This window comes from Microbacterium sp. MPR-TSA4 (assembly GCF_058792815.1).
In genome coordinates, this window is sequence record NZ_JBXAFF010000016.1 from 13,529 (window position 1) to 36,731 (window position 23,203).

General features: G+C 68.9%; 19 protein-coding genes and 1 tRNA gene. 9 read left to right on the top strand and 11 right to left on the bottom strand.

The window, feature by feature from the left end; translation table 11 throughout:
• Positions 1 to 2: 2 nt before the first annotated feature.
• Together AC1Q49_RS08600 and AC1Q49_RS08605 are read left to right on the top strand one after the other, a co-directional pair.
• Entirely contained in the window at positions 3 to 1,277 is a 1,275-nt protein-coding gene (locus AC1Q49_RS08600; protein ID WP_492491625.1) for a DUF58 domain-containing protein, read from the top strand.
• Positions 1,264 to 3,498, top strand: a complete 2,235-nt coding sequence (locus tag AC1Q49_RS08605; protein WP_492491627.1) for a transglutaminase TgpA family protein — start codon at positions 1,264 to 1,266, stop codon at positions 3,496 to 3,498. The genes AC1Q49_RS08600 and AC1Q49_RS08605 overlap by 14 nt, the downstream gene beginning before the upstream one ends.
• Positions 3,499 to 3,534: 36 nt before the next feature.
• Here AC1Q49_RS08605 and AC1Q49_RS08610 read toward each other — a convergent pair whose 3' ends face one another.
• Positions 3,535 to 4,944, bottom strand: coding sequence for a dicarboxylate/amino acid:cation symporter (locus AC1Q49_RS08610; protein ID WP_082734188.1), 1,410 nt, complete (start codon positions 4,942 to 4,944; stop codon positions 3,535 to 3,537).
• Positions 4,945 to 5,347: 403 nt separating this feature from the next.
• On the opposite strand from AC1Q49_RS08610, the gene AC1Q49_RS08615 reads away from it, so the two are divergent.
• From AC1Q49_RS08615 to AC1Q49_RS08635, 5 genes are all read left to right on the top strand, one after another.
• Positions 5,348 to 7,780 carry an NACHT domain-containing protein gene (locus tag AC1Q49_RS08615; RefSeq protein WP_492491630.1) on the top strand — a complete coding sequence of 811 codons (2,433 nt, stop codon included), beginning with the start codon at positions 5,348 to 5,350 and terminating at the stop codon, positions 7,778 to 7,780.
• 113 nt (positions 7,781 to 7,893) lie between these two features.
• A complete protein-coding gene (locus tag AC1Q49_RS08620; protein ID WP_492491632.1) occupies positions 7,894 to 8,820 on the top strand; it encodes a hypothetical protein in 927 nt (308 codons plus the stop codon).
• A 289-nt stretch (positions 8,821 to 9,109) separates the two neighbouring features.
• Positions 9,110 to 11,236 carry a KAP family P-loop NTPase fold protein gene (locus AC1Q49_RS08625; RefSeq protein WP_492491634.1) on the top strand — a complete coding sequence of 709 codons (2,127 nt, stop codon included), beginning with the start codon at positions 9,110 to 9,112 and terminating at the stop codon, positions 11,234 to 11,236.
• Between the two features lie 131 nt (positions 11,237 to 11,367).
• Complete coding sequence (locus tag AC1Q49_RS08630) at positions 11,368 to 12,237, top strand: hypothetical protein (protein ID WP_492491636.1); 870 nt, start codon at positions 11,368 to 11,370, stop codon at positions 12,235 to 12,237.
• A 159-nt stretch (positions 12,238 to 12,396) separates the two neighbouring features.
• Positions 12,397 to 13,302, top strand: a complete 906-nt coding sequence (locus AC1Q49_RS08635; RefSeq protein ID WP_492491638.1) for a hypothetical protein — start codon at positions 12,397 to 12,399, stop codon at positions 13,300 to 13,302.
• On the opposite strand, the gene AC1Q49_RS08640 is transcribed toward AC1Q49_RS08635, so the two are convergent.
• The 3 genes from AC1Q49_RS08640 to AC1Q49_RS08650 all read right to left on the bottom strand — a co-directional run bounded on the left by AC1Q49_RS08640 (position 13,299) and on the right by AC1Q49_RS08650 (position 14,966).
• Positions 13,299 to 13,772, bottom strand: coding sequence for a hypothetical protein (locus AC1Q49_RS08640; protein WP_492491640.1), 474 nt, complete (start codon positions 13,770 to 13,772; stop codon positions 13,299 to 13,301). The two genes, AC1Q49_RS08635 and AC1Q49_RS08640, sit on opposite strands and share 4 nt — an antisense overlap.
• A 347-nt stretch (positions 13,773 to 14,119) precedes the next feature.
• Positions 14,120 to 14,208, bottom strand: a tRNA-Ser gene (locus tag AC1Q49_RS08645).
• 47 nt (positions 14,209 to 14,255) lie between these two features.
• On the bottom strand, positions 14,256 to 14,966 hold the full coding sequence (locus AC1Q49_RS08650) for an NUDIX hydrolase (protein ID WP_492491642.1): 711 nt from the start codon (positions 14,964 to 14,966) through the stop codon (positions 14,256 to 14,258).
• A 69-nt stretch (positions 14,967 to 15,035) separates the two neighbouring features.
• Here AC1Q49_RS08650 and AC1Q49_RS08655 point away from each other — a divergent pair, with 69 nt between their 5' ends.
• Positions 15,036 to 15,929: an ATP-grasp domain-containing protein gene (locus AC1Q49_RS08655; RefSeq protein WP_492491644.1), complete on the top strand. Its 894-nt coding sequence runs from the start codon at positions 15,036 to 15,038 to the stop codon at positions 15,927 to 15,929.
• Positions 15,930 to 15,939: 10 nt separating this feature from the next.
• On the opposite strand, the gene AC1Q49_RS08660 is transcribed toward AC1Q49_RS08655, so the two are convergent.
• The 5 genes from AC1Q49_RS08660 to AC1Q49_RS08680 form a co-directional block, all read right to left on the bottom strand.
• A complete protein-coding gene (locus tag AC1Q49_RS08660; protein WP_492491646.1) occupies positions 15,940 to 17,625 on the bottom strand; it encodes an ABC1 kinase family protein in 1,686 nt (561 codons plus the stop codon).
• A 5-nt stretch (positions 17,626 to 17,630) separates the two neighbouring features.
• Positions 17,631 to 18,233 (bottom strand): PadR family transcriptional regulator, encoded by a 603-nt coding sequence (locus tag AC1Q49_RS08665; RefSeq protein ID WP_061782340.1) that lies wholly within the window; start codon positions 18,231 to 18,233, stop codon positions 17,631 to 17,633.
• Between the two features lie 107 nt (positions 18,234 to 18,340).
• Positions 18,341 to 18,895, bottom strand: a complete 555-nt coding sequence (locus AC1Q49_RS08670; RefSeq protein WP_492491649.1) for an NYN domain-containing protein — start codon at positions 18,893 to 18,895, stop codon at positions 18,341 to 18,343.
• A gap of 79 nt (positions 18,896 to 18,974) precedes the next feature.
• Complete coding sequence (locus AC1Q49_RS08675) at positions 18,975 to 19,154, bottom strand: hypothetical protein (protein WP_060959994.1); 180 nt, start codon at positions 19,152 to 19,154, stop codon at positions 18,975 to 18,977.
• Positions 19,155 to 19,209: 55 nt separating this feature from the next.
• Positions 19,210 to 19,854: an NAD(P)H-binding protein gene (locus tag AC1Q49_RS08680; protein WP_492491651.1), complete on the bottom strand. Its 645-nt coding sequence runs from the start codon at positions 19,852 to 19,854 to the stop codon at positions 19,210 to 19,212.
• 63 nt (positions 19,855 to 19,917) lie between these two features.
• On the opposite strand from AC1Q49_RS08680, the gene AC1Q49_RS08685 reads away from it, so the two are divergent.
• A complete protein-coding gene (locus AC1Q49_RS08685) occupies positions 19,918 to 20,952 on the top strand; it encodes a lactonase family protein (RefSeq protein WP_492491653.1) in 1,035 nt (344 codons plus the stop codon).
• Positions 20,953 to 21,023: 71 nt separating this feature from the next.
• Here the strand turns inward: AC1Q49_RS08685 and AC1Q49_RS08690 are convergent, their stop codons facing one another.
• Together AC1Q49_RS08690 and AC1Q49_RS08695 are read right to left on the bottom strand one after the other, a co-directional pair.
• Positions 21,024 to 21,860, bottom strand: coding sequence for an SDR family NAD(P)-dependent oxidoreductase (locus AC1Q49_RS08690; protein ID WP_492491655.1), 837 nt, complete (start codon positions 21,858 to 21,860; stop codon positions 21,024 to 21,026).
• A gap of 18 nt (positions 21,861 to 21,878) precedes the next feature.
• Positions 21,879 to 23,189: an MFS transporter gene (locus tag AC1Q49_RS08695; protein ID WP_101305782.1), complete on the bottom strand. Its 1,311-nt coding sequence runs from the start codon at positions 23,187 to 23,189 to the stop codon at positions 21,879 to 21,881.
• Positions 23,190 to 23,203 lie beyond the last annotated feature (14 nt).

Here is a 23,203-nt window from a genome sequence, read left to right on the forward strand (position 1 = left end):
TCGTGTCCGGCTGGCCTCTGACCGCGCGCGGCACCGGCGCGGTGCTGCTCGCGGCGGTGTGCGGGTTCCTCGCGCAGCGCTTCGGCATCGCCGAGCTCGCCTATGTCGGCGCGCTCCTCGCGATCGTCGTCGCCGTCAGCGCGGCGACGCTGTACTTGGTGCCCCGCTCGGCGCGCGTCTCCCGCTCGTTCTCACCCGACGTGGCGCCGGTCGGCACCGACGTCCGCGTGCGCCTCCGCGTGCGCACCCGATCCTCCCTCCCCTCCAGCGAGGGCCGTTGGCGCGACCGACTGCCGGACGGCATCGACGCGAGCCCCGACGCCACCGCCGCGGGGCCGGCCGGCGTGTTCCCGGCGACCGCCTCCGCCGTGGCCGGCACCGAGGGCGTCGAGCTCGTCTACTCGGCGCGGGCGATGCGCCGCGGCATCCGCACGGTCGGGCCCCTCTCCGTCGTCTCGACCGATCCCTTCGGCTTCACCCGCCGGCGGCGCTCGGTCGGTGACGGCTCTCCGCTCGTGATCGTGCCGGAGGTCGTGGAGCTCGGGCCGCTGAGCGATCTGCCCGGCGACGCCGGCGGCAGCACCCGCAGTGTCGTCGACCGTCTCGGGCAGGGAGCCGACAACCTCATCCCGCGCACCTACGCACCGGGCGACTCGATGCGCCGCATCCACTGGCGCGCCAGCGCCCACCGCGACGAGTTGATGGTGCGACAGGAGGAGCAGGAGACGACGCCCGAGGCCGTCGTCGTGCTCGACCGCGGCGCACCCCGCTGGCCCGTCGAGGCGGCGCGCGCCCCGGGCGGCGACCCGGGCTTCGAGATCGCCGTGTCGGCATGCCTGTCCGCGACGGCGCTGCTGGTGCGCGAGGGCTACCTCGTGACGGTGATCGACGCGGACGGCGCCGTGCTGGCCGATCCCATCGAGGGCGGCGACGGCGGCGGTGTCGAGCAGCTGGCCATCGCGCTGGCGACCGTGACGGCACGACGCGACCTCCCCCTCGACGCGCTGGTGCGCCTGTTCACGGGTATCTCGGCCGGTCCCGTCGTGCTCGTCACCGGCGCGATCGACGACGCGGATGCCGCGGCGCTGTCTGCGCTGCCCCATCACAGCACGCTGCCGGTGCTTCTGACCGTGGCGGCCTCCGAGGCGGCGCGTGCTCGAGCCGTCGACACCGGGTGGCGGCTCGGCGTCATCGCTCCGGGCGCCGACCTCGCATCGGCGTGGTCAGATGCCGTCGCCGCGACCAGCACGCGAGGGGGCGGCCGTGCCGTCGCGTGAGGGCCGCCGGCGGCGGACGGCGCAAGGCGGAGAGCTGCGACTCTCCCTCGCTCTGTGGCTCGGACTGCTCGCCACCCTCGTGCCGCTCACGCGCGTCGTGCAGAGCGGCTCGTGGCTGTGGGGCGCGGCCGGCCTGCCGCTGGCGCTCCTGACGATCGGCTACGTGCTGCGCCGGCTGCGGGTCGCGGCGACCGTGGTGACGCTCATCGAGCTCGCGGTGTGGGCCGGCGCCGTCACGGCCGTCTTCTTCCCCCGCGATGCGCTCCTCGGCGTCATTCCGACGGGGACGCTCGTCGAGGCGGTGCCGCGCATGATCGCCGCGGCATCCACGTCGATCGCCGACGGCATCGCTCCGCTGACGGCGACGACGCCGTTGACCTTCGTGATCGTCGCCTCGCTCGGGCTGCTGACGATCGCGCTCGACCATGTCGTCGTGACGGCGCGGATGCCGCTGCTGGCGAGCGTCGCGCTGGTCGCCGTGTGGCTGATCCCCGCGATCGCCGTTCCCGCGGGCGTCGACGTCGTCGCCTTCGTACTGCTGGCCGTCGCGGTGCTCCTGTTGATCCGGGCGGAGACGCGCACCCGCGAGTCGCGGGCGCCGCGTCGGGCGGGGGGCGTCTCCGCCGTCGCCGTGACCATCGGCGCGGTGGCGATCGTGACGGCGCTCGCGCTCGGGCCGACGATCCAGGCGGCCACGCCGGCGGCGGGCCCCGGCACGGCCACCATGATCGACCCGTCGTTGGATCTCGGCGCCGACCTGCGCCGCCAGAGCGATGCGACCGTGCTCACGATGCGCAGCGACAGCTCCGTCGTGCCCTACCTCCGTGTCGCGACGCTCTCCGTCTTCGACGGCGCCGTCTGGCAGCCCGATCGCACGAGCACGGTCGATCTCGGCGGCGAGCCGCTGGAGGGTCTCGAGGTCGGCCCCGACATCACCGTCGCGCAGGAGCGCACGACCATCACCGTCAAGAACCTGGCCACGGCCTACGCGCCCGTCCCCTACGCGGCCGCGCAGGTCGACGGCCTCGTCGGGTCGTGGCGGTTCGTGCCGTACAACCGCACGGTCATGGGCTCCCAGGGCGCGACCCAGGGGCAGGAGTACACCGTCCTCGCGGATGTCGCCCGCCCCACCCTCGAGCAGATCCGCGCGACCTCCGCGGGCGGCACGGGCCTGCGGATCGAGGTCGACTCGGTGCCCGCCGACACCCCGCCCATCATCGGCGCGCTCGCCCGCGAGGTCACGGCATCGGCGACCACCGACTACGACAGACTCATCGCCCTGCAGGACTGGTTCCGCGGCCCCGCGTTCACCTACTCGCTCGACGCTCCCGTGCAGGAGGGCTTCGACGGCCAGGGATCGGATGCGGTCGCGGCGTTCCTCGAGGCCAAGACGGGCTACTGCGTGCATTTCGCGGGCGCGTTCGCGCTGATGGCGCGAAGCCTCGGCATGCCCACCCGCATCGTCGTGGGCTTCCTTCCGGGCGCGTTCACCGGCCAGGTCGTCGACGGCGAGCGCGTCGTGAACGTCACCGGCAGCCAGCTGCACGCGTGGCCCGAAGTGTACTTCCGCGGGATCGGCTGGGTGCCGTTCGAGCCGACGAAGAGCCTCGGCACGGCGACACGGTTCCAGAGCGCCGCGTCGAGCGGCACCGACGCGCCCACGAGCGCGCCGACCGCGTCGCCGACCGCCGCGGCCACGACGGCTCCCACCGACAGCGTGAACGGTCCGGCCGAGACCGCGCCCGCGGATGCCGCCGGTGCCGGGGCGGCCCTCATCGATCCCCGGCCGGTGCTCGGCGTCGTCGCCGCCGTGATCGTCCTGGCGATCCTGCCGGCCGCGGCCGGCGCCGCGCGGAGGATGCTCCTCCGGCGCCGCGCCAGTGTGGCCGCCGCCTGGCGACTCGTGCAGGACACCGCGATCGACGCAGGCGTGCCCGTGTCGTCGTCCCAGACGCCGCGGGCCTTCGGCGCCGTGCTCGTAGCCGCGGCCGACGCGCCGCCCGACGCCGTCTCCCGGCTGGTCTCCGCGGTGGAGCGCGCGAACTACGCCGCGGGAGCGGGAGCGGATGCCGGTGCGCGCGCCGTCGAGGACGCTCTCGGCATCCGCGCCGCGATGCTCGCCGCGATGACGCCCGCTCGGCGCGCGCGCGTGATCGCGCTGCCCCGCTCGCTGCTCATCCGGCCCGGGTCGGCCTTCGCCGACCGCCACCCCCCGGCCTGATCGGGACCGGGGCGTCGCGGGGCGAGAGCCGAGGGGTCAGCTCCGCGACAGTGCCGGGGCGCTCTCGGCGTCGTCCGCCGAGTCGTCCGCGAAGGGCTCCCCGTCGCGGGGCGCGTCGTAGAGCGCGCGGTCGAGGATGCCTTCGCGCTTCGCGACGATCGTCGGAACGAGCGCCTGCCCGGCGACGTTCACCGCGGTGCGGCCCATGTCGAGGATGGGATCGATCGCGAGCAGCAGTCCGACGCCTTCCAGCGGCAGGCCGAGCGTGGACAGCGTGAGCGTCAGCATGACCGTCGCGCCCGTCGTCCCCGCCGTCGCGGCCGATCCGACCACCGACACCAGCGCGATGAGCAGGTACGACACGATGTTCAGCTCGATGCCGAAGAACTGCGCGACGAAGATCGCGGCGATGGCCGGGTAGATCGCGGCGCAGCCGTCCATCTTGGTCGTCGCGCCGAGCGGCACGGCGAACGACGCGTACTCGCGCGGCACGCCGAGGTTGCGCTCGGTCACCCGTTCGGTCAGCGGCAGCGTGCCGATCGACGACCGCGACACGAAGCCGAGCTGGACAGCGGGCCACACGCCGGAGAAGTACTGCTTGATCGACAGCCCGTGGCTCTTGATGAGGATCGGGTACACGACGAACAGCACCAGCACCAGGCCGGCGTAGACGGCGACCACGAACCACACGAGCGTGAGCAGCTTGTCCGTGCCGTACTGCACCACCGCGGACGCGATGAGCCCGAGGGTGCCGAGGGGCGCGATGCGGATGATCCACCACAGCACGCGCTGGACGATCTTCAGCGACGACTGCGTGAACGCGACGAACGGTTCCGCGCGGGCGCCGATCTTCAGCGCCGCGATGCCGACGGCCACCGACACCACGATCACCTGGAGGACGTTGAAGCCCACCGTCGACGTCACGGCGCCGGTGGCGGCATCCGCGGAGCTCGAGACGGTGAGACCGAGGACGTTCTGCGGGATCAGGCCCTTGAGGAAGTTCCACCAGGTGCCGACCGTGTACGGGTCGGCGGTGGTCAGCTGGTCGTGCGCGACGCGGTTGCCGGGCTGGATCGTGACGCCCAGGACGATGCCGATCGTCACCGCGATCAGCGCCGTGATGCCGAACCAGAGCAGCGTCTGCCCGGCCAGGCGTGCGGCGTTCGTGACGTTGCGCAACTGGGTGATGCTCGCGACGATGGCGAGGAAGATCAGCGGCACGACGGCCGCCTTCAGCAGCGTGACGTACCCGTTTCCGATGGTCGACAGCGTCGCCGTCAGTCCGTTCGGGCCTCCCGCGGCATCCGGACCCAGGTTCAGCGCGAGGACGCCGAGCAGGATGCCGGCGATCAGCGCGATCGTGATCTGGAAGCCGAACGACCGGTAGAACGGCTTCTTCGGCTTGGGCGGACGCGCGGCGGGCGCGGTGGTGCTGGTGGAACTCATGAGGGGGATATCTCCAGATTGACGGATGCCGGGTGGAGCGGCGGCCGCGGCGGCGACCACGGAGGATCACCCGACTCGTGAGGCCAACCTCGTCCTCATCCACCGTATTCCCGGCTTCGTAGCCAGATCGCGTCCGCGCGGGTGAACGGCCGGCCCTTCCGTCCCGGGAATGACGATGAGCCCCACCATGGAGAGGTGGGGCTCATCTCGGAGCGGAAGTGACGCAATGGCTTTCGAACCCGTCATGGGAGACACAGCGCCTACTGGACTGGATTGTCGGGCGTCGTTCATGACGAGGTGCAGCGGACGGTGACCTTCCGCTGATGCCTATACCCACATTGCCACGCTAGGAGCGCGGCCGATACCTGGGTGCTGGGATAGTCTCGCTGCGGGGAGGGGGCTTGTGGCCGGTACAGACACGGTTCGCGGCATTGCGTACCAGCAAGCGCACGCGATTCATGCCGCTCTCGATCTCGTCGACAACGGCTCGGATCACAGTCTCCGCGTCGAAGGCATGGAGGACGTCGTCGACATCGAGATTCTCGACGGCAACGGTGCGTTGGTCGGTGCGCAGCAGGTGAAGAGTCGGCTGAGCTCAGCGTGGAATCCAAAGCCCATCGCCGAGATCATGCTTCGGTGGGCGGCTCTGAACGCCGGGGATGCGCGGTTCGCGTTCACGACCAACGGTGAGCTGGGGCCCGGAGCACGGGAACTTCGGGATGCACTGGCGAACATCGACCCGGATCGCGTCACGCGTCTGGCGAAGGTCCTCAAGACGGACGAGGACATCGCGACGCGTCTGCGCAATGCTCGAATGCGAGTGGACCCGTCCTCCGTAGGAGCGCTACTGTCATCCGCGGAACGGCGGGTGGCCAGCATGCTCGACCCTCTCGAGAGGGATCGAGACCGTGTCGCTAGCCAACGCGTGGACGCTCTCTTCCGCGTTCTCACTGAACGCGCGTCGCACGCCGACCCAGAAGCGCGGGTGGTGACGGCGGAGGAGCTAAGAAACCTGATCGGCGGCGCGTACGGACAGCTGCCCACCTTCCAGTGGAATAGCGAGCTCAAGACGCGATTCGTCGAAGCAGTCGGTGGAGCGACCACCGAGCTAGTGGCGCTCAACCTCTTCCGCGTATCCACCGATCAGCCAATGGCGAATATCGAAAGCCTCGCTTCCGGAAAGGCGGTCGCCCTGTCCGGCCCGACCGGCACGGGCAAGTCCAGTGCGGTGCGGATGTTGCAGGCGTCGTGCGCTCTGTCGGGTCGCGCCGTCGTCATCTGCCGGGCGGAAACATACACACCCGGTCATCTCGACGCGCTCGTAGCTGACTCGATGGGCTTCGCTCTGAATCAGGCGGTACCGACGTACTCGGGGCGACAAGCGCTCGCGGACGCGGACACCGTCATCGTCGTGGACGGCGTGTCAGAGATCCCGGATGCCATCGCTGAATGCCTGGCAGAGGATCTGCACGCTGTTCTGACGCGACCCGACCTTGCGCGAACGATTCTCATCGGACGGGATCTGCCCACACTTCGACGTGTGCTCGCCCCCGCCGATGTCGTGGACGCGTTCACCGTCTCCCCACTAGACAGCGATGCACAGCACGACCTCGTAGGTCGCGTCGTCGGCGACAGTCTTGCCCCGGAGGAACGAACGCAAGTCCTCCAGAGGGCGCACAGATCCCTCGGCGATGAATCCCGCAGCCCACTTGCTCTCACCATCTACCTCGAAGCCTCCCGAGACAGCGACGGCGACCTATCCCGCGCAAGGGTCTACGAGCGCTTCATCGAGCAGCTGTCCGACCGGGCCCCGAGTGTGGATGCACGCGCGTCCCTGCCTGTCCTCGGTTCGGTTTACGCGCAGCTCCTCAAGGCGCAACGCCGCTACGCCGATCCGTACGAGTGGGCTCGCATCACCGACGAGGTTGCCACGACGCTGTCCTCCCCCGTCAGTGGGGCAGTCGTGAGAGAGGCAGCACGAAGCATCGGCCTGGTGGCAGAGGTGGGCGTAACGGGAATCATCGCCCCGTTCCATGACTCCCTCGCCGACTACCTGGCCGCCACCGCCGTCGCATCCGACCACGCCACGTTCCCCGACACCCTGGGAGAGACACACGCGGAATGGGTGCTGTTCTCTGCCGAACTCGGACACGATGTATCCGACGAGGTGGTCGAGCGGCTTCCGTTCCTCGCCGTTAGAGCCTCGAAGTCGGATCACCACTTCTCCGGCGCCGACGGGTTCTCGGTCCGGATCGCCGCGCTGCTGGACACCTTGGTAGGCGTGCCCAAGCACGTCGTCCAGGCAACTGAGGCGCTGGACGGAAGGTGGAAGATCGAAGCCACCTCTCCGGCGGGCGTGTCGTTGGGCGTAGCTGTTATCGATGCCGGGAGGGGTCCTCTGTACGCAGCGGTGCGGCTGTGGCGGCTTGTGCTTCGGTCTCGGGTCAACACGGCTCGGCCCTCGCCGTCCCGGCGACCCACCTCAGCCCAAGACGCCGAAGCTCTGGTGACGCAATTCGTCCGCGCCAGACAGGGGACGACGTCGGACCTGCTCAGCTCCTTTCCGGAGATACAGCGCGCCGGCCTTCTTGAGGAGCTTCGGCCACTCGGGGTGAGCTTCCATGTCAGCGAGCCCGAAGAGATCCTGGGCGTGACGGACTACCGGATGACTTACACGTCGACGACAGAAACCCGGGCACTCAGCGCCGCACCGTCGGGACGCGTCGGGCAGACCGTCGTCGGCGACTACCTCGACAGCGGACCCGCGCTGTCTGCGCAGTCGTCATTGTCGACTGCCATCGAGCAGCTGACGGACACGAGCGGTTGGCTGGCATGACAGTTGCACTGTGGGCGGCCGTGCACGAGCTGGCGGAACGGTGGCGTCGCCTGCCGCCGGTGCGGACAGTCGCCAGCGCTCTCCCTCGGCCAGGGAAACAGGCAACCACACCGATGGCGAAGATGCTCTCGGAGCTGAACGGCATGACGCGCTTACGCAACCCTTTCCGCGTCGGCAGCGAGGTTCCTTTCCTGCTCTCGCACGTATTTCTTGCCCACATCACGCGTCCCACGAACTACGACGCATGGCAGAGGACTGCGCTCGAGATCGAGCTTGCCTACCGTGAGCAGATTGCGTGGATCCGCGCCCAGGTGCCGGGCTACCCCCTGCTTCGCGTGCCGCAACTCGTCCAGAACACGCCGTTCACAACCGAGGAGTTCACCTGGCGCGCGGTGTGGCCTCGTTCAGATATGAAGCTCGGCTTCCAGGGAGCCCAGCCCCCTTTTACGCGCATCGGAACACTGCAAGTAGACATGCGCCGCGAACTACGGCAGGTCAGCCGAGCGCTGCAGGCAAGCACCGCCTGGGTGGAGCTCGGGACAGCACGTGCGTCATTGACATCCGCGGACCGGCAAGAACTCACCGACACCTGCCAAGACCTTCGCGTCGCACTGTCCGACGACGCTATCAACTCGTTCGAGCCGGCACGGGCCATGCGCCGCGACCACTACCGCTCGATGAAGATGGAGGACGCACTCGCGACTTTGAGCGCTCGCGCGTCTCGATATGCCACCGCCTTCACGGCCGCAGCAGACCACGTCGACTTCGCCATCAATGACGTCATGACTCGCCTCGCGGCATTCGGTCCGCCAGCCGACATCGGCGGGGCGAGCAACCTTGACTTCATTGACGCGGACACCGTCACCTTCGAACCGGGCATCCCGTTCTTCGACGTGGGAGAGCTTGTGATGATTTCCGATCCGCTGGTCGAAGAGGTTGGGCAAGTGATGGGTGCGCAAATGTCAATGCACTACGGCACCTTCTCACAACGGATTGAAGTGCGGTTGGCACGCGGTGCCGCCAAAGGTCTGCGCCTGTAGAGCGAACGTCAGGAGCCGTCCGAAACCTACACCCTTCCACGAGGGCTGGACCGCGGTGACGGCGTGCCAGAGCTGAGGCCGCTCTGCTCAGCTTCTCGACACGTCAGATCTGCACATTCGCGAGAACCCCGGCCGGGCTTTCGCACGGACGGGGCTCTCGACGGAGCGGAGGTCACGCAATGGCTTTCGAACCCGTCGTGCGAGACGAAGCGGCTACTGGATCGGACCGAGACCGGTGATCGAAGGAAAATAGCCGCGGAGCGGGGCGTCGAAGCGCCACAATCGTCCCATGACTGCTCAAGGCCCCGAGGGGCATCGACACTGGACCGATGACCCACTGAAAGCCGGGGACGAGGACGATCTCGGTCGTCAGGCCTTCGTAGACACCGTTGCAAAGAGAATCGAATTCGCGACAGCAACCGACCCCAGCACCGTGTTTGGGCTAGTGGGACCGTGGGGCTCGGGCAAGACATCAATCATCGCCAAGGTCCGCAGCAGCCTCTCTCCTGACTGGTATGTCGGCGACTTCACGCCCTGGTCGAGTGGCGACTCGGCTGCGATGTCGCTTGAGTTTGTGAGCACACTCGCGAGCATCTTCGGCAAACGTGTCAAAGGAGACCTAAGCCGGAAGCTCGCCCTGTACGCCAGCCACGCAACGCCGATGCTCTCTGCGATTCCTTTGATCGGGTCGGGACTTGGTGGCTCGGCAAAGAGGGTCCTCGACGCCGTCGCAACTCGCGCGCCGTGGCACAAGCAGTTCGACGCGTTGTCCACCGAGATCCAGGCGCTCGGAAGGCGCGTCCTGATCGTGGTCGATGACGTCGATCGCTTGGGTGGTAACGAGCTATTGAGTCTGCTCCGCATTCTGAGGTTGTTGGGCCGATTCCGGGGCGTGCATTATCTGGTGGCCTACGACCAGGAGACGGTCGAGGACCTCCTCGGGGCGACCGGTTCCGTGGGACGATCCGCGTCATTCATGGAGAAGATCGTTCAGTATCCATTCGAGATCCCACCTATCTCACAGGCAACGGTCATCCGACTGATCGATGAACTTATTCAAGACCTCCTCGCGAAGACGGGTCATCGTCTTGACGATCTGGGGATCCAGCGTGCGGCGGAGATCACGGGCATCCTCGCTCCGCAGATCAGAACACCGCGGACTCTCGGACGGTTCGGCGAGCAGCTGAGAGCGTTCGCTCAGCACGTCGAGCATGCTGAGCTCGATGTGCTCGACTACGTCGGAATGACCTGGCTTCGCATCTCGGCCCATGGCGTTTGGTCAGCATTGCCCGATTGGCGTGACGAGCTGGAGACCGGACGGCGCTCGCTTTCACTGACCGAGAGCGTGGATATCAAAACGCAGGATTGGGAACACTGGATAGCGAAGGTAGGGCATGGCCGTAACTCTGCAAGCACGATCCGCCTACTCTCGTTCCTCTTTCCTGGCGTGAGCGTCGGAGGTATGAGTTCCTTCGTCCGACATCCACGAGCCGCCGCCGAGGCGTCCTACTTCGGCCGGTACATGCTCCTCGCTTTGCCCGAAGACGACGTAAGCGACGAGCTGATCGGTGACGTGATCAACGCGCTGGTCACGGATACTGCGACCGAGCGGCTCACCGAACTAACGCATGTCCTCGACGGCCCGGACGATGCTCTGGCCACTCTTGGGTACAGCCGCGCAAGCGCCCTGCGTCGCGAATCCACGATGACCAGTCGAGTGCTCCTTGAGTTTCTCGTCGACCGATTCAGTGCTCGTCGAGACGAGGCTGCCCGCGTAGGGTCTCCGCTCAACGGTCTCCGTGCGTGGCTTTCGCGGGAGGTCGCTCTTGGGTTGACAACTGACGTCTGCGACGCCCGAGACGTCATCAGGTGGATCGGCGAGGATGAATCCTTCACTCTGATCCTCTTGATCTCAAAGCTCCCCGGCTATCGGGACCGAGCCAGGGAGCTCGCCTACGACTTCGCCGAATACTGGATCGACCAGCTCCCCACGCGCCTAGGCACGCTGATCACAGAGTCCAAGCTGGGTGCGATCTCGGACCTAGTGGTGTTCGCGCGGGGGGCGTCGAACGTCGCGGGCATGCTCGATTTCGCAGTCCCTGATTTCGACAGCTACGTCCGTGTTGCTGAATCCTTCGTGACCTTCAACCGGTGGGTAGGCTCCGGTGATGCCGAATACGAAGCGAGGTTCCGCGGAGACCAATTCACTGCCTTGATCAGCCCGCCGATCCGCGAGAAGTTCGCGAACCAGGTAGCCGAAGCTAGGACGGGAGCCAAGTACGCCATCGATGAGCTGCCCGCAGAGCAACTAGACCCCGAAGTCAGACGAGAGTTCACACTCGACTCTCTCAGCGGTCTGAGGGCGTCCCACCGGGCCGATGAAGATGATCCCGACGCGGGAGCGACGACTCAGTGAGTTCGACGCGGCTTCATTCGGGGGGCGGGATCGTCAAGTCGATCCTGCGTGCCGCTACGGAGCGCGTCCTCTCCGGGGGCATCGCAACGGTGACATAGTTCAACGTCGCCACCCGTCGCCATACTGTATCCATGACGTCTTGGGATGACCCCGCCGTGATCGTGCAAGGTGCCGCGGTCGTCGTCGCAGCAATCGCCGCCACCGCGGTCATCTGGCAAGCCGTCCTCACAAGGAAGGCACTATCGGAAGCCGAGGGCAGCTTGCAGCTAGCCCGAGACTCACTCGACGTGGCTCGGGCGGCACAAGCGCATACCGCTCTGATGAGCATCGAAGCACTCAAGTCTCGCATCGCCCTTAACGCTCCGAGCGCTGACCTAGAGGTCCGATCCGGGACGCTGAGCTTTCTCGCACCAAGCACCGTGTCGGCGGGATTTCCTCAACCATGGCCCGAAGGTCACGTGTTCCACGTCAACGATGGCGACCAGCCGATCATGGTGCGAGTTGCCGTGGCACTAAGAAATACCGGTGCTCGAACTGCACGTTTCGTGCTGCACGGCGCCCTTAGGGAGCCCGTCCTCACACCACTCGGCTTGGATCTGCTCGGCACTAGGCAAGGCCGAGAAGACGTGCTCCTGGGTCCAGACGAAACAGTGGACGGATATTGGGAGGTAACTCGTTCTCTCAACGAGTGGATCGCGATCTACGACGCACGCCAAAGCGATCAACCCGGAATCGAGAGCAATTTCTCGGTGCACGTTGACGACGGCCAGGACACCGGCGCTACGTACTCGTTCAGCTTGAGCATGGATGGTACTGCGGTCCAGCCGAAGGCGCCCGGACTGCGTGAGACGTGGGTGCTCACGGGACCGTATGCGTTCCCCGCCGAGCCTGACGGTGTCGGCTTCGGTCGTAACCCAGTGGCAGCAAGCTACTGGGTGTCAAAGATGCAGAACATGCCTCTTCGCGAAGGCCCAATCGAAGTCATCGGCGAAAGGCGCTAAGAAGAAGGGGGTCTAGCCTCACCACTCGGCAGCAACCTGGCAACAGGCACTGCTACCGAGCGGTCCCTTCGTCGCACGGCCAGGACGAAGTAGCGACTGTTGCGCTCGACCTAGGATGAGCACGATCCGTGGTGGAAAGCGAGCCACTCAGGAGGAGTAGTGGAGACCGAGTACGGGCCGCTGTCGCCGCAGCCCGTTGAACGTGAAGCCATACTTCCCTGGATAGAAGTGGCGCAGAGTGGACGTCTTAACGCCGAGGTGCTTGCCCGCCTCATGCCTCCGAAGGAGGGCTCGTCGCTGCGCCCAACTGCAGACGATCCCTTCGGGAACATGGCCTGGTTCTGTCATGGCCTCCTGGAGTCCGCGGCTGACCACATGACATTATGGGCGGACTACGCGGTCCCGCTGAAGTTCAACCCCGAGGCCGTGCTGGTGCATACGTTGCGCCCTGTCTTTACGCTGGCGCGAGCTGCGATCGAAGCCGCAGCACAAGCCATCTGGATGCTTAGCCCGGAGGAGCCAGCAGCGCGCGCCGCGCGCTACATCAAACTCGCAACGTGGGACCTGAATGAACAATTGAAGGCGGCTGTCGATGAGGAGGCCATCACTGAGCTAAGGGGGCGTCGAGACCCTATCTTCGCGGCCCTCGGCGTCACAGCCCGCACCTTCCGCCCACCGAAGTACCTCGACATGATCCGCGAGGCCACAGAGTTCCTAGACCTCAATGAGCCATCCGCCATGAAAAGCGCTGATGCCGCTGAACGTGTGTGGAGGTGCGCAGCGGCTGCCGCACACGGTAAGCGCTGGCCGGACTTCGAGCTACATGATAGGACTGAGGTAGGAGGTGGTCTGTGCTCGTCCGTACCAAAGATTGAAGCCATCTCCGAGGTGCTGAAGGTTGCGGACTCGCTCCTCAGTGCCGGAGTAATCCTCTTCGCAACGCACGCCGACTGCATCGACGAGTACCGGTTTCTGTGGGATGAAGCTAGCCAGCGACTTCGAAACGAAATGACGCTGGCGGACAATGCAGACGTGCTTTCAGACCAGACGGACGATCACGGCTAACCGACCCCGGCTGCTTCTGCTGAGATGCCAAGTTGAGGGAACATCCAGGCGTAGACCTCGCGGGTGGCCCCGTGATGCCACCAGTCAGGAACCTTGTCGGTCGCCATGATGGTCGGCGCATAATCCGGGAAGAACTGCTGGTCGACGGGCGAGGGGCCGTACCCTACGAAGGGATGTTCCGCGACCTGTGGGAATTGGTCCATCGTCGCGTCGATGGTGACCCAAGTGTCTGCATCAAGCTGACGAGTCAACCAAGTGTGCGACGTAGATCCGCTTGCCTTTGACACGAGCTGCCACACCTCGCCATACCGCTGGTGAAGCACCGCGCCGATCGCGAACGAGACGATTGAACATGAGCCGTTCGGGAAGCCCTTGAGCCATAGATTCTCTGCGCGCTCCGGGTAGTCCCGTGCGAGAGTTCGCACTTCCCACATGACGTCCTCCCAGCGCGCGAGGTCTTGATCGGACATGCCCTACTCCTCCACTGACGAGCACTACCCACTGGTAGTACCGATGCACATGCCATCCGATCTCACCCTTATACGGGTCTGCTGCGCGGGTAGGGGACATCTTGTCCGGCTCGATCCGTCCCGCGCTGATCACGAGCTACTCAGTAGGGACTGCTTGCTGTGGTTGCTTCAAGGTGAGGGCTTGGAGCGCCCGCCCGTGGAGTTCTTGGCGAAGCGCAGAACTGCCCCCATTTTGGTATGCGTCAACGAACCCTGAGGCCGCTCTGCTGAGCTTCCAAACACGTCAGAGCGACACAAGGTGCGAGAACCCCGCCCAGGCTTTCGCGTGGACGGGGTTCTCGGCGGAGCGGAAGTGACAGGATTTGAACCTGCGAGGCGAGTTACCCCGCCTACATGGATTCCAGCCATGCTCCTTAGGCCGCTCGGACACACTTCCGCCGACGATCCTATCAGCCGCGGGGAAGCCTCGATGTCGACCGAGGGTCAGGACGGCAGCGGGATACGACGGGTCCGATCGCCGAGATCCCACGGCTCGGTCCAGCCGAGGCGGTCGAACAGGGCATCGAGCAGCATCGCCGTGAAGCCCCACACCAGGTGCCCCTGAACCTCGAACGCCGGTCCGCGCCAGATCCGGCCGTCGCGCTCGATCACGGTGACGGCGCGGTTGCGCGGGTCGAGCAGGTCCGCGACGGGGGCGCGGAAGACCGCGGCCGACTCGGCGTCGTCCACGACGCGGACGGGCGACGGATGCCGCCACCACCCGAGCACGGGCGTGACGAGGTGACCGGAGAACTCGAGGGGAACCGAGGGAAGCGCCCCCAGCACCTCCACGCCCGCGGGGTCGAGCCCCGTCTCCTCCTCCGCCTCGCGCAGCGCGGCCGCGATCGGACCGGCATCCCCGGGGTCGAGACGACCGCCGGGGAAGGCGACCTGGCCGGGGTGGGCACGCAGCGTCGTGGCACGCTCGAGCAGCAGCACATCGAGCTCGCGCGAGACCGCGGCATCCTGCGCGTCGTGCGCACTGGGCACCGCGTCGAGCACACCGAACAGGATGAGCACGGCGGCGGGCCGCGCCGATACCGGGGCGGGCAGCTCGCGCAACGGCACGCTCCAGCCCTCGCCGCCGGTGGCGAGCGCGATCAGCTCGGCCCGTGCTCCCCCGCCCGCGGGGTCGAGAGCAGGTTCTGAGGGCACCCGTTCAGGCTACGGCCTCCCGGCGGCGGACGGCGCGGGGGCGGGCACGCCCGTCGATAGGGTGGAGCGGTGAGCTCGCCTGCGCCGCGAATCGGCATCGTCGTGACGGACGCCTACTCCGACGAAGACCCCGACCACGACACCCCGCTGCTGCTCGACGCTCTTCGCAGCCGCGGCGCCGCGGCGGACGCCGTGGTCTGGCATGACGATCGCGTCGACCTCGCCGCGTTCGACCTGCTCGCGATCCGATCGCCGTGGGACTACCCCGAGCGTCCCGCGCAGTTCCAGGCATGGCTCGACCGCGCCGAGGCGTCCACGCGTGTCGTGAACGCCCCCGCGACGATGCGCTGGAACCTCGACAAGCACTATCTGGCCGAGCTGGACGGCGCGGGCATCCGCGTGGTGCCGACCGCCTACGCGCGGAGCGTCGACGAGGCTCGCGCGGCCCTCGGTGCCCACGAACGCGCCGTCGTGAAGCCGTCGGTGTCGGCGGGGGCCCGCGACACCGGGCTGTTCGACGCCGCCGACCCGGCGGCGCTCGCCCTCGCCGCGCGGATCATCGACGGCGGCGGCACGGCGATGATCCAGCCCGAGGTGGCGGAGCTCTCGCGCGGATGGGAGAAGGCCCTCTACCTCGTCGACGGCGTCTTCACCCACGCGATCTCGAAGGGTGCGCTGCTGGAGGTGGGCGGCGGTCTCATCGGCGGCGTGTACGAGGAGCATCCCGAGCAGGTCCCCGCGTTCGACGACGAGATCGCCTTCGCGACCGAGGTCGTGCGCGCGGTGCAGACCGTGACCGGCGGACCCCTCCCCCTGTACGCCCGCATCGACACGGTGCGCTCGCGCCGCTACGGCCTCGTGCTGCTGGAAGTCGAGCTCGTCGAGCCGGCGCTCAACCTGCACGTGGCGCCGCACGCGACGCCCACGGTCGTCGACGCGCTCCTGCGCGCCGCCGCGCGCTGACGCGGCGGCCTCACCGTCGGGGTCGACCCGACCGCGGCAGCAGCGTCATGACGAGCGGCACGACGGATGCCGCCATCAGCACGGTGCCGAACACCCCGTCGGTGGCGCGCAGCAGGATGCCGGCGATGAGGAGGATGCCGAACACCATCGCCGCGAGCCCTCGCGAGGCGATCCGCTCCAGACGGTCCAATCGCCGCTCCAGCCGCGACATGTCGACGGCGACCGTGCCCTCCTCGAAACCCGTGATGAGGCCGTCGAGACGCCCCGGCAGCCGCCACGAGGTGGCCAGCACCTCGCCGACCTGGGCGAGGGCGTCCCTGACGACGTTGCCGCCCTCGTCGCGCAGCACCTGGCCGGCGAACGGTTCGACGCTCTCCCAGATGTTGAACTCGGGGTCGAGCGTGCTGCAGACGCCCGACGTCAGCGAGATCGCGCGGATGATCAGCAGGAAGTTCTCCGGCAACTGGAACGGAAGGGTCCGCACGACGTCGCCGAACTCCTCCGCGAAGTCGCGGAACTCGCGCGGATCGACCTCGCGCAGCTGCGCGAAGCCCATCCCGCCGAAGCGCGCGAACAGCTTCGAGTAGGCGCGCTCGAGGTCACGGGTGTCGGCGCCGGGCAGGAGCGCACCGACGTCGAGGATGCCCTGGACCAGACGCTTGCTGTCGCGCGCGGCGACCGCCAGCAGCACGGTGCGCAGCCCCGAGCGCAGCCGCGTGTCGACCGTGCCCATCATCCCGAAGTCGATGAAGGTGAGCGTCCAGGGCGGCGCCGCGGCATCCGCCGACGCCGGTCGCGGCGTGACGAACACGTTGCCGGGGTGGGGGTCGGCGTGGAAGAAGCCCGTGCGGAACAGCTGGGTGAACATCGTCGTCGCGAAGGCGTGCGCGACCTCGGACGGGTCGATCCCCGCGGCGCGCAGGGCGTCGACGTCGGAGATCTTGATCGCCGTGACGTCCTCGAGCGTGAGCACCTTGCGGGTCGAGCGCTCCCAGACGACCTCCGGGACGGCGACCCGGGCATCGGCGGCGGTGTCGGCGGCGAAGCGCTCGGCGTTCTGCGCCTCGTGGAGATAGTCGATCTCCTCGAGGGAGGTCGCCGCGAACTCCTCCGCGAGCGCCGGGGCGTCGACCCGGTCGGACACCAGCCGCACGCGGCTCAGCCAGCCCGCGACACGACGGAGGGCGGCGAGGTCGACCTCGACGATCTCATCGATCCCGGGCCGCTGCACCTTGACGATCACCGCGCCGTAACCGGTGAGCGTCGCATCGGCCGGCGTGAGCCGCGCGCGGTGCGCCTGCCCGAGGGATGCCGCCGCCACCGGCGACTCGTCGAACCAGGCGAACGCCCGTTCGAGGGGCAGGCCCAGCTCGGCCTCGGCGGCCGCGCGGATCAGCGCGAACGGCACCGGCGGCACCTCGTCCTGCAGCCCTTCCAGCTCCTGCGTGATCTCCGGCGGCAGCACGTCCAGCCGCGACGACATGAACTGCCCGACCTTGATCATCAGGCCGCCGAGGTCGACGGCGAGCGCGTGGAAGCGGCGTGCGATGCGCTGCATCCGGGCGCTGCGCGAACGTTCGGCCAGCCGGCGCAGCCCGACGCGCGGGAGGAACAGGTCGTACCACCAGGTCTGCGCCAGCGACAGTGCGGCGAAGCGGAGGATGCGCCGGTATCGCGCGCGGGACCCGGACGGCACGCCGGTCAGTCCTGCGCGAGGAGGGCGTAGATGCGGCGACGCGCCTCGTCGAGCACATCCACGGCCTGCTGCACCTGCGCGGGCGTGCCGGTGCGTCCGACCTGCGCGACGGCCTGAGCGAGCTCGAACCCGGCCTTGGGCAGCGCGCTCATGCGCCCGCCGTCGCGCTGGCCCGGCGTCTCCCACGGTGCCGTCCGCTCCGCGGCCGCGTCGGCCTCGGCGCGACCCGCGTCGGTGAGGCTGTAGGTCTTGCGCCCGTTCGCCTCCTCGGCGGCGATCAGGCCCTCATCGGCGAGCATCTGCAGGGTCGGGTACACCGAGCCCGCACTGGGCTTCCACGCCCCGCCGCTGCGCTGCTCGATCTCCTGGATGATCTGGTAGCCGTGCATGGGCTGTTCGGCGAGCAGTGCGAGCACCGCCGCGCGCACGTCCCCGCGTCCCATGCGCGGGCCGGTGCGCTGCTCGAACGACGCGCGGAGGTTCTCCATCGCGTCCCACATGCCGCCCGGACCTCCGCCGAATGCTCCCGCGCCGAACCCGCGCCCGCCGAAGCCGTGGGCTCCCGGCCGGCGTCCGCCGAAGTCTGCACCTGCGAATGAGTCGTTCATGATGCCTCCCGATGTCGCGTCGACGATTCGACGATAGTCAACGATATATCGTTCGTCTGTGTGCGGGCTTGGAATCCGAGCAGCGGCGCGGGCGGCGCGACGCGGTCTCAGCCGAGGAACTGCAGCGGATCGAACTCCTCGATCGGGATGACCCGCACCCGCGGCAGGACGGCGTCGAACGCGTGCACGTCGTACTCGAGGTCGAAGAACTCCAGGCCCGGCACGGCGGCGAACTCGCTGCTGCGGAACTCGTGGAATCCGATGAGGCCCACCCGCCGGTCCTCGTCGGCGAGGACGGCGAGATCGTCGACGAAGTCGCGGTCGTGGCTGACGAGCACGACGTCGCCCCCGCGATCGCGAAGCGCGCGGAGGGTCCGCTGGATCGCCAGATCGACCACCTTCGCGTCGCTCGGACCCGACAGGGGCACGGGCGTGTAGCCGAGCGCGAGCAGCGCCTGCACGAACGGCATCGGCAGGTGCGTCGAGGCGTTGAGGAAGAACAGCCCGCGCACCGGCTGCTGCCACCGCTCCTCGAGGAACCCGAGGAGGCGGTCCCAGCGCGGTCGCTCGTCCGGTTGCGGTCGACGACCGAGGATCGATCCGCCGAGCGTGGCGTCGATGTTCTCACCGTCGACGAGGATCCAGCTGGTCCGTTCCGTCACGTTGCCTCCCTCGGCATCCACGCGTCCTCTCGCGGTCCGCGCCCCTCGACCGTAGCAGCGGGCACGGAGCGGGCGGCGATCAGTCGTCGCCGCGGGCGAAGGCGCCGCGCAGGAAGAAGAACACGATCACGGCGACCACGAGCACGACGCCGATCTTCGCGATGAACCACAGCACGCTGAAGACCACGTTCACCAGTACCCACGCGATGAGGATCGCCACGACGACCCCGACGACGGTCCCGAGAGTGCTCCTGCTCATGGTTCCAGCGTAGACGCTGAAGCGCGCGGGCGACCGGGATGCCGCGGCTCGGAGCTCAGCGCCGAAGCGCCGACGCGATGGGGGTCGCGCCCGCGTTGAAGCGGATCGTCCGCCCGACGGTCGACGGCTCGTCGATCACCGCGGCGATCACGGCCGCGACGTCGGCGCGCGACACCGACGCGCTCCGTTCGGCATCCACGTCGATGAGCCCCGCCGGCGGGTCGAGCGTCAGCGCCGACGGCGCGACGATCGTGTAGGCGAGGCCGCTGGCGCGCAGGTGCTCGTCCGCGGCGGCCTTCGCCTCGGCATACGCGTAGAACCCGTCCTCGGGGTCGACGCCGTGATCGGGCCCCGCGCCGAAGTACGACACCATCACGAAGCGAGAGACCCCCGCGGCACGCGTGGCGTCGATCGTGCGGATCGCCGCGTCGCGGTCGACCGCGTAGGTACGGGCGGCGTCTCCCCCGCCCGCGCCCGCCGACCACACGACGACGTCGAAGCCGCTCACGAGCCCGGTGAGCCGGTCGAGGTCGAAACGCTCGACATCCGCGACGAGCGGGTGCGCGCCGGTGGCGGAGACCTCGTGCTCGTGGGCGGGGTTGCGGATGACGGCGGTGACCTCGTGGCCCCGGTCGGCCAGGAGCGGCTCGAGGAGCAGGGCCACCTTGCCGTGTCCGCCGATGAGCAGGATGCGCGCCATGGTCAGTCCTCCGGTCGTCGCTGCGGTGACTCCAGCGTACGCGCCGCCGCCTACGCTGGAGCCATGACCGCAACGACTCCCCTCGTCCTCGTCGCCAACGCCGCGGACGGCTCGATCTCGACCTTCCGCCTCGCCGACGGCGCCCTCGAGCGGCTCGCCGTCACCGAGGGTCTGACCGGATGCTCGACCTTCGCCGTCGACGCCGCGCGCGACCTGGTCTACGCGGCGGTCAAGGGCGAGCCCGCCGGGATCGTGACCCTCGCGCTCGATCGCGAGAGCGGTCGGCTGACGACGGTGTCGCGGCTCGACCTGCCGGGCGGCGGCATGAACTACCTGGCGCTCACGCGCGACGGCACCGCCCTCCTGGGCGCGAGCTACGGCGGCGGCTACGGCATCAGCTGCCCCGTCGCGGACGGCTCCGTCGGCGCGCCGGTCTCGCGGATCGCCTACCCGAACCTGCATTCCGTGCTCGCCAGCGCCGACGGCCGCTTCGCGTACTTCGTCTCGCTCGGAGCCGACCTCGTCGCCCAGTACGCCCTCGCCGACGACCTCTCGCTCGTCCCGCTCGAGCCCGCGACCGCCGCGGCCCCGGCCGGCAGCGGCCCGCGCCACCTGGTGCTCAACGACGCGCAGGATGCCGTGTACGTGCTGACCGAGTTCTCCGGCGAGGTGCTGCACTACCGCCGCGACACCGCCGCGGGAACGCTCGAGCTCGTGGGCGCGGCATCCGCCTTCGACAGGTCGAAGGGCCTCGGCCACAGCGAGTTCGGCGCCGACCCGCTCGCCCATCACTACATCTGGGGCGCCGACCTGCACTGGGGCACCGACGGCGCGGTGCTGTGGGCGTCGGAGCGCACCGAGAGCACGCTGGCCGCGGTGCCGGTCGCCGCGGACGGGACGGTCGCGGATGCCGAGTCCTTCACCGTGACCGAGCAGCAGCCTCGCGGCTTCGCCACGGGCCTCGGGGGGCGTTACCTCGTCGCGGCCGGGGAGAAGTCGACGACCGTCACGCTCTACGCGGCGGACGGCGCGCAGCTCGAGCGCCGCCAGCGCGCCGAGACCGGCCGCGGCGCGAACTGGGTGCGCTTCGTCGAGTGACCGCCGGTTCGTCCGTCCCGTTCCGCCGCTTCCGCGCCGCCGTGGCGACCACGCGGGACGGATGAACGAGGTCAGAGACCGACCATCTCCGCACTGCGCTCCCACAGGCGCCCCGCCATCACCGGATCGGCGGCGAGCGGCGAGGTCCGGGCCGGGCGGTTGGCCTCGTAGTAGCCGCCCGACTCCCAGTCCAGACCGGGCTTGCCGAGCGCCAGCCAGGCCAGTCGCGCGCCGCCGACGTCCACCGACGTCAGCAGCCGGCTCGTGACCGGGTTCGTGTACAGGAACCGCCAGGCGCCCTTCGCGGTCGACGCGAAGCTGCTGCCGATCACCCCCGGGTGGAAGGCGGCCGCCGCGACCCCGTCGCCGCCCCAGCGCCGGGCGAGCTCCTTCGTGAACAGCACGTTCGCCAGCTTCGCGTTTCCGTAGGCCGCACTGGCGGAGTAGCGCCGTTCGGCGTTGAGGTCGTCGATGTCCCAACGGGCGAAGCGGCGTGCGGCGACGCTCGAGGTCTGGATGACCGAGGCTCCGCTGTCGACCAGGCGCTCGCGCAGCAGGTTCGTGAGCAGGAACGGCGCGAGGTGGTTGGTCTGGAACGTCGCCTCCAGGCCGTCGACCGTCACCGTGCGGTCGCCGAAGATGCCGCCGGCGTTGTTGGCGAGCACGTCGATGCGCGGATGGGCGGCGAGCAGCTCCTCCGCGAGCGCGCGCACCTCGGCGAGCACGGCGAAATCGGCGACGTGGAACGGCATGCCCAGCTCGCCGGCGACCAGCTGCGTACGACGCCGGTCACGGCCGACGATCACCACGCGCTGCCCGGCCAGCACCAGCTGACGCGCGGCGGCGGCGCCGATGCCGCTGCTGGCCCCCGTGATCACGATCGTGCGGGCTGCGGCATCCTCTGTCATGGGTCGCGAGTCTACGCGTCAGCGCACGCGGGCGCGTTCGTCCGTCCCGTCGTGCCGCCACGCCGCCGGCACAGCGACCTCGCCGGACGGATGAACGGGTGCGACCGGGCGGCGGCGTTCGATCGCGACGTTCCACGCGCCGAGCGCGAGCACGATCGCGGCGGCGACGGCGGGCACGACCATCGCGACGCCCACCGACACCTGCTCGGCCAGCCAGCCCGTGAACGCGGCCGACAGCGCCTGCGCCAGCGTCAGCGCCGAGCTCAGCAGCGTCATGGTCGTCGCCGAACGGCCCTGCGGCGCGCGGTGGCCGGCGAGGGAGAACAGGGTCACGAGGGTCGGCCCCACGCCGAGCCCCATCACCAGCAGCCACACGGCCACGGCGCCCAGTCCCGCCGCGGTCGCGTACCCGATGGATGCCGCGGTCAGCACGGCCGCGAACGCCAGCCACCGGTGACGCAGCGCGAAGCGCGCGGGAAGCAGCACGACGCCGAGCGCGAGGACGGCCGAGCCGATGCCCATCAGGCCGTAGAGCAGACCGGCCTGCGCCTCGTCTCCCGCGTCGCGGGCGACGGCGGTCAGCGAGGTGAGCGTGGAGCCGAAGAACATGCCGACGGCGAAGGTCGCCGCGACGAGGACGAGCAGGGGCCGCGTCAGGACCGCGCGGAACGAGGCGCGCTCCGCGTCGGCGTCGGCGCGGCTCTGCAGCATCCGGGCCGTGGGGTGCAGCGCGAAGGCGAGCACGAACCCGAAGCTCAGGGCGGCCGCGATCGCGATGGGCGCCCACGGCGCGATGAGGGCGGCGAGGATGCCGACGAGGAACGGGCCGATCACGAACGCGGTCTCATCCGCCGCCGACTCGTACGACATCAACCGTGCCGTGGTCGTCGTGCGGCGCTCCGGGGCGATGCGGGCCGCGACGATCGCGAGCAGGCGGCTGCGCGACATCGCGGCGGCCTGCGGACCGGTGAGCCCGATCGCGAGGGCGGCGGCCAGGACCACCCCTTCGGGCATCCCGCCGGTCGCGACGAGGGGGAACACGGCCAGCAGCAGACCGTTCGCGAGGCCGATCGGGACGAGCACACGGCGCTGGCCGTGGCGGTCGACGAGGTCGCCCATGATCGGGCCGGCGATGACGACGCCGATGCCGACGGCCGCCGAGGTCAGCCCGCCGAAGCCGACGGAGCCGGTGGCGTGGACGACGAGCATCAGCACGCCGACGGTCATCATCGCGAACGGCAGACGCGCGATGAAGGCGATCGGCCAGTACGACCAGCCGGTGTGCGCGATCAGCGACTGCCGACCGCGTGCGGTCGAGGGGTGGTGCACAGAATCCTCCGGGA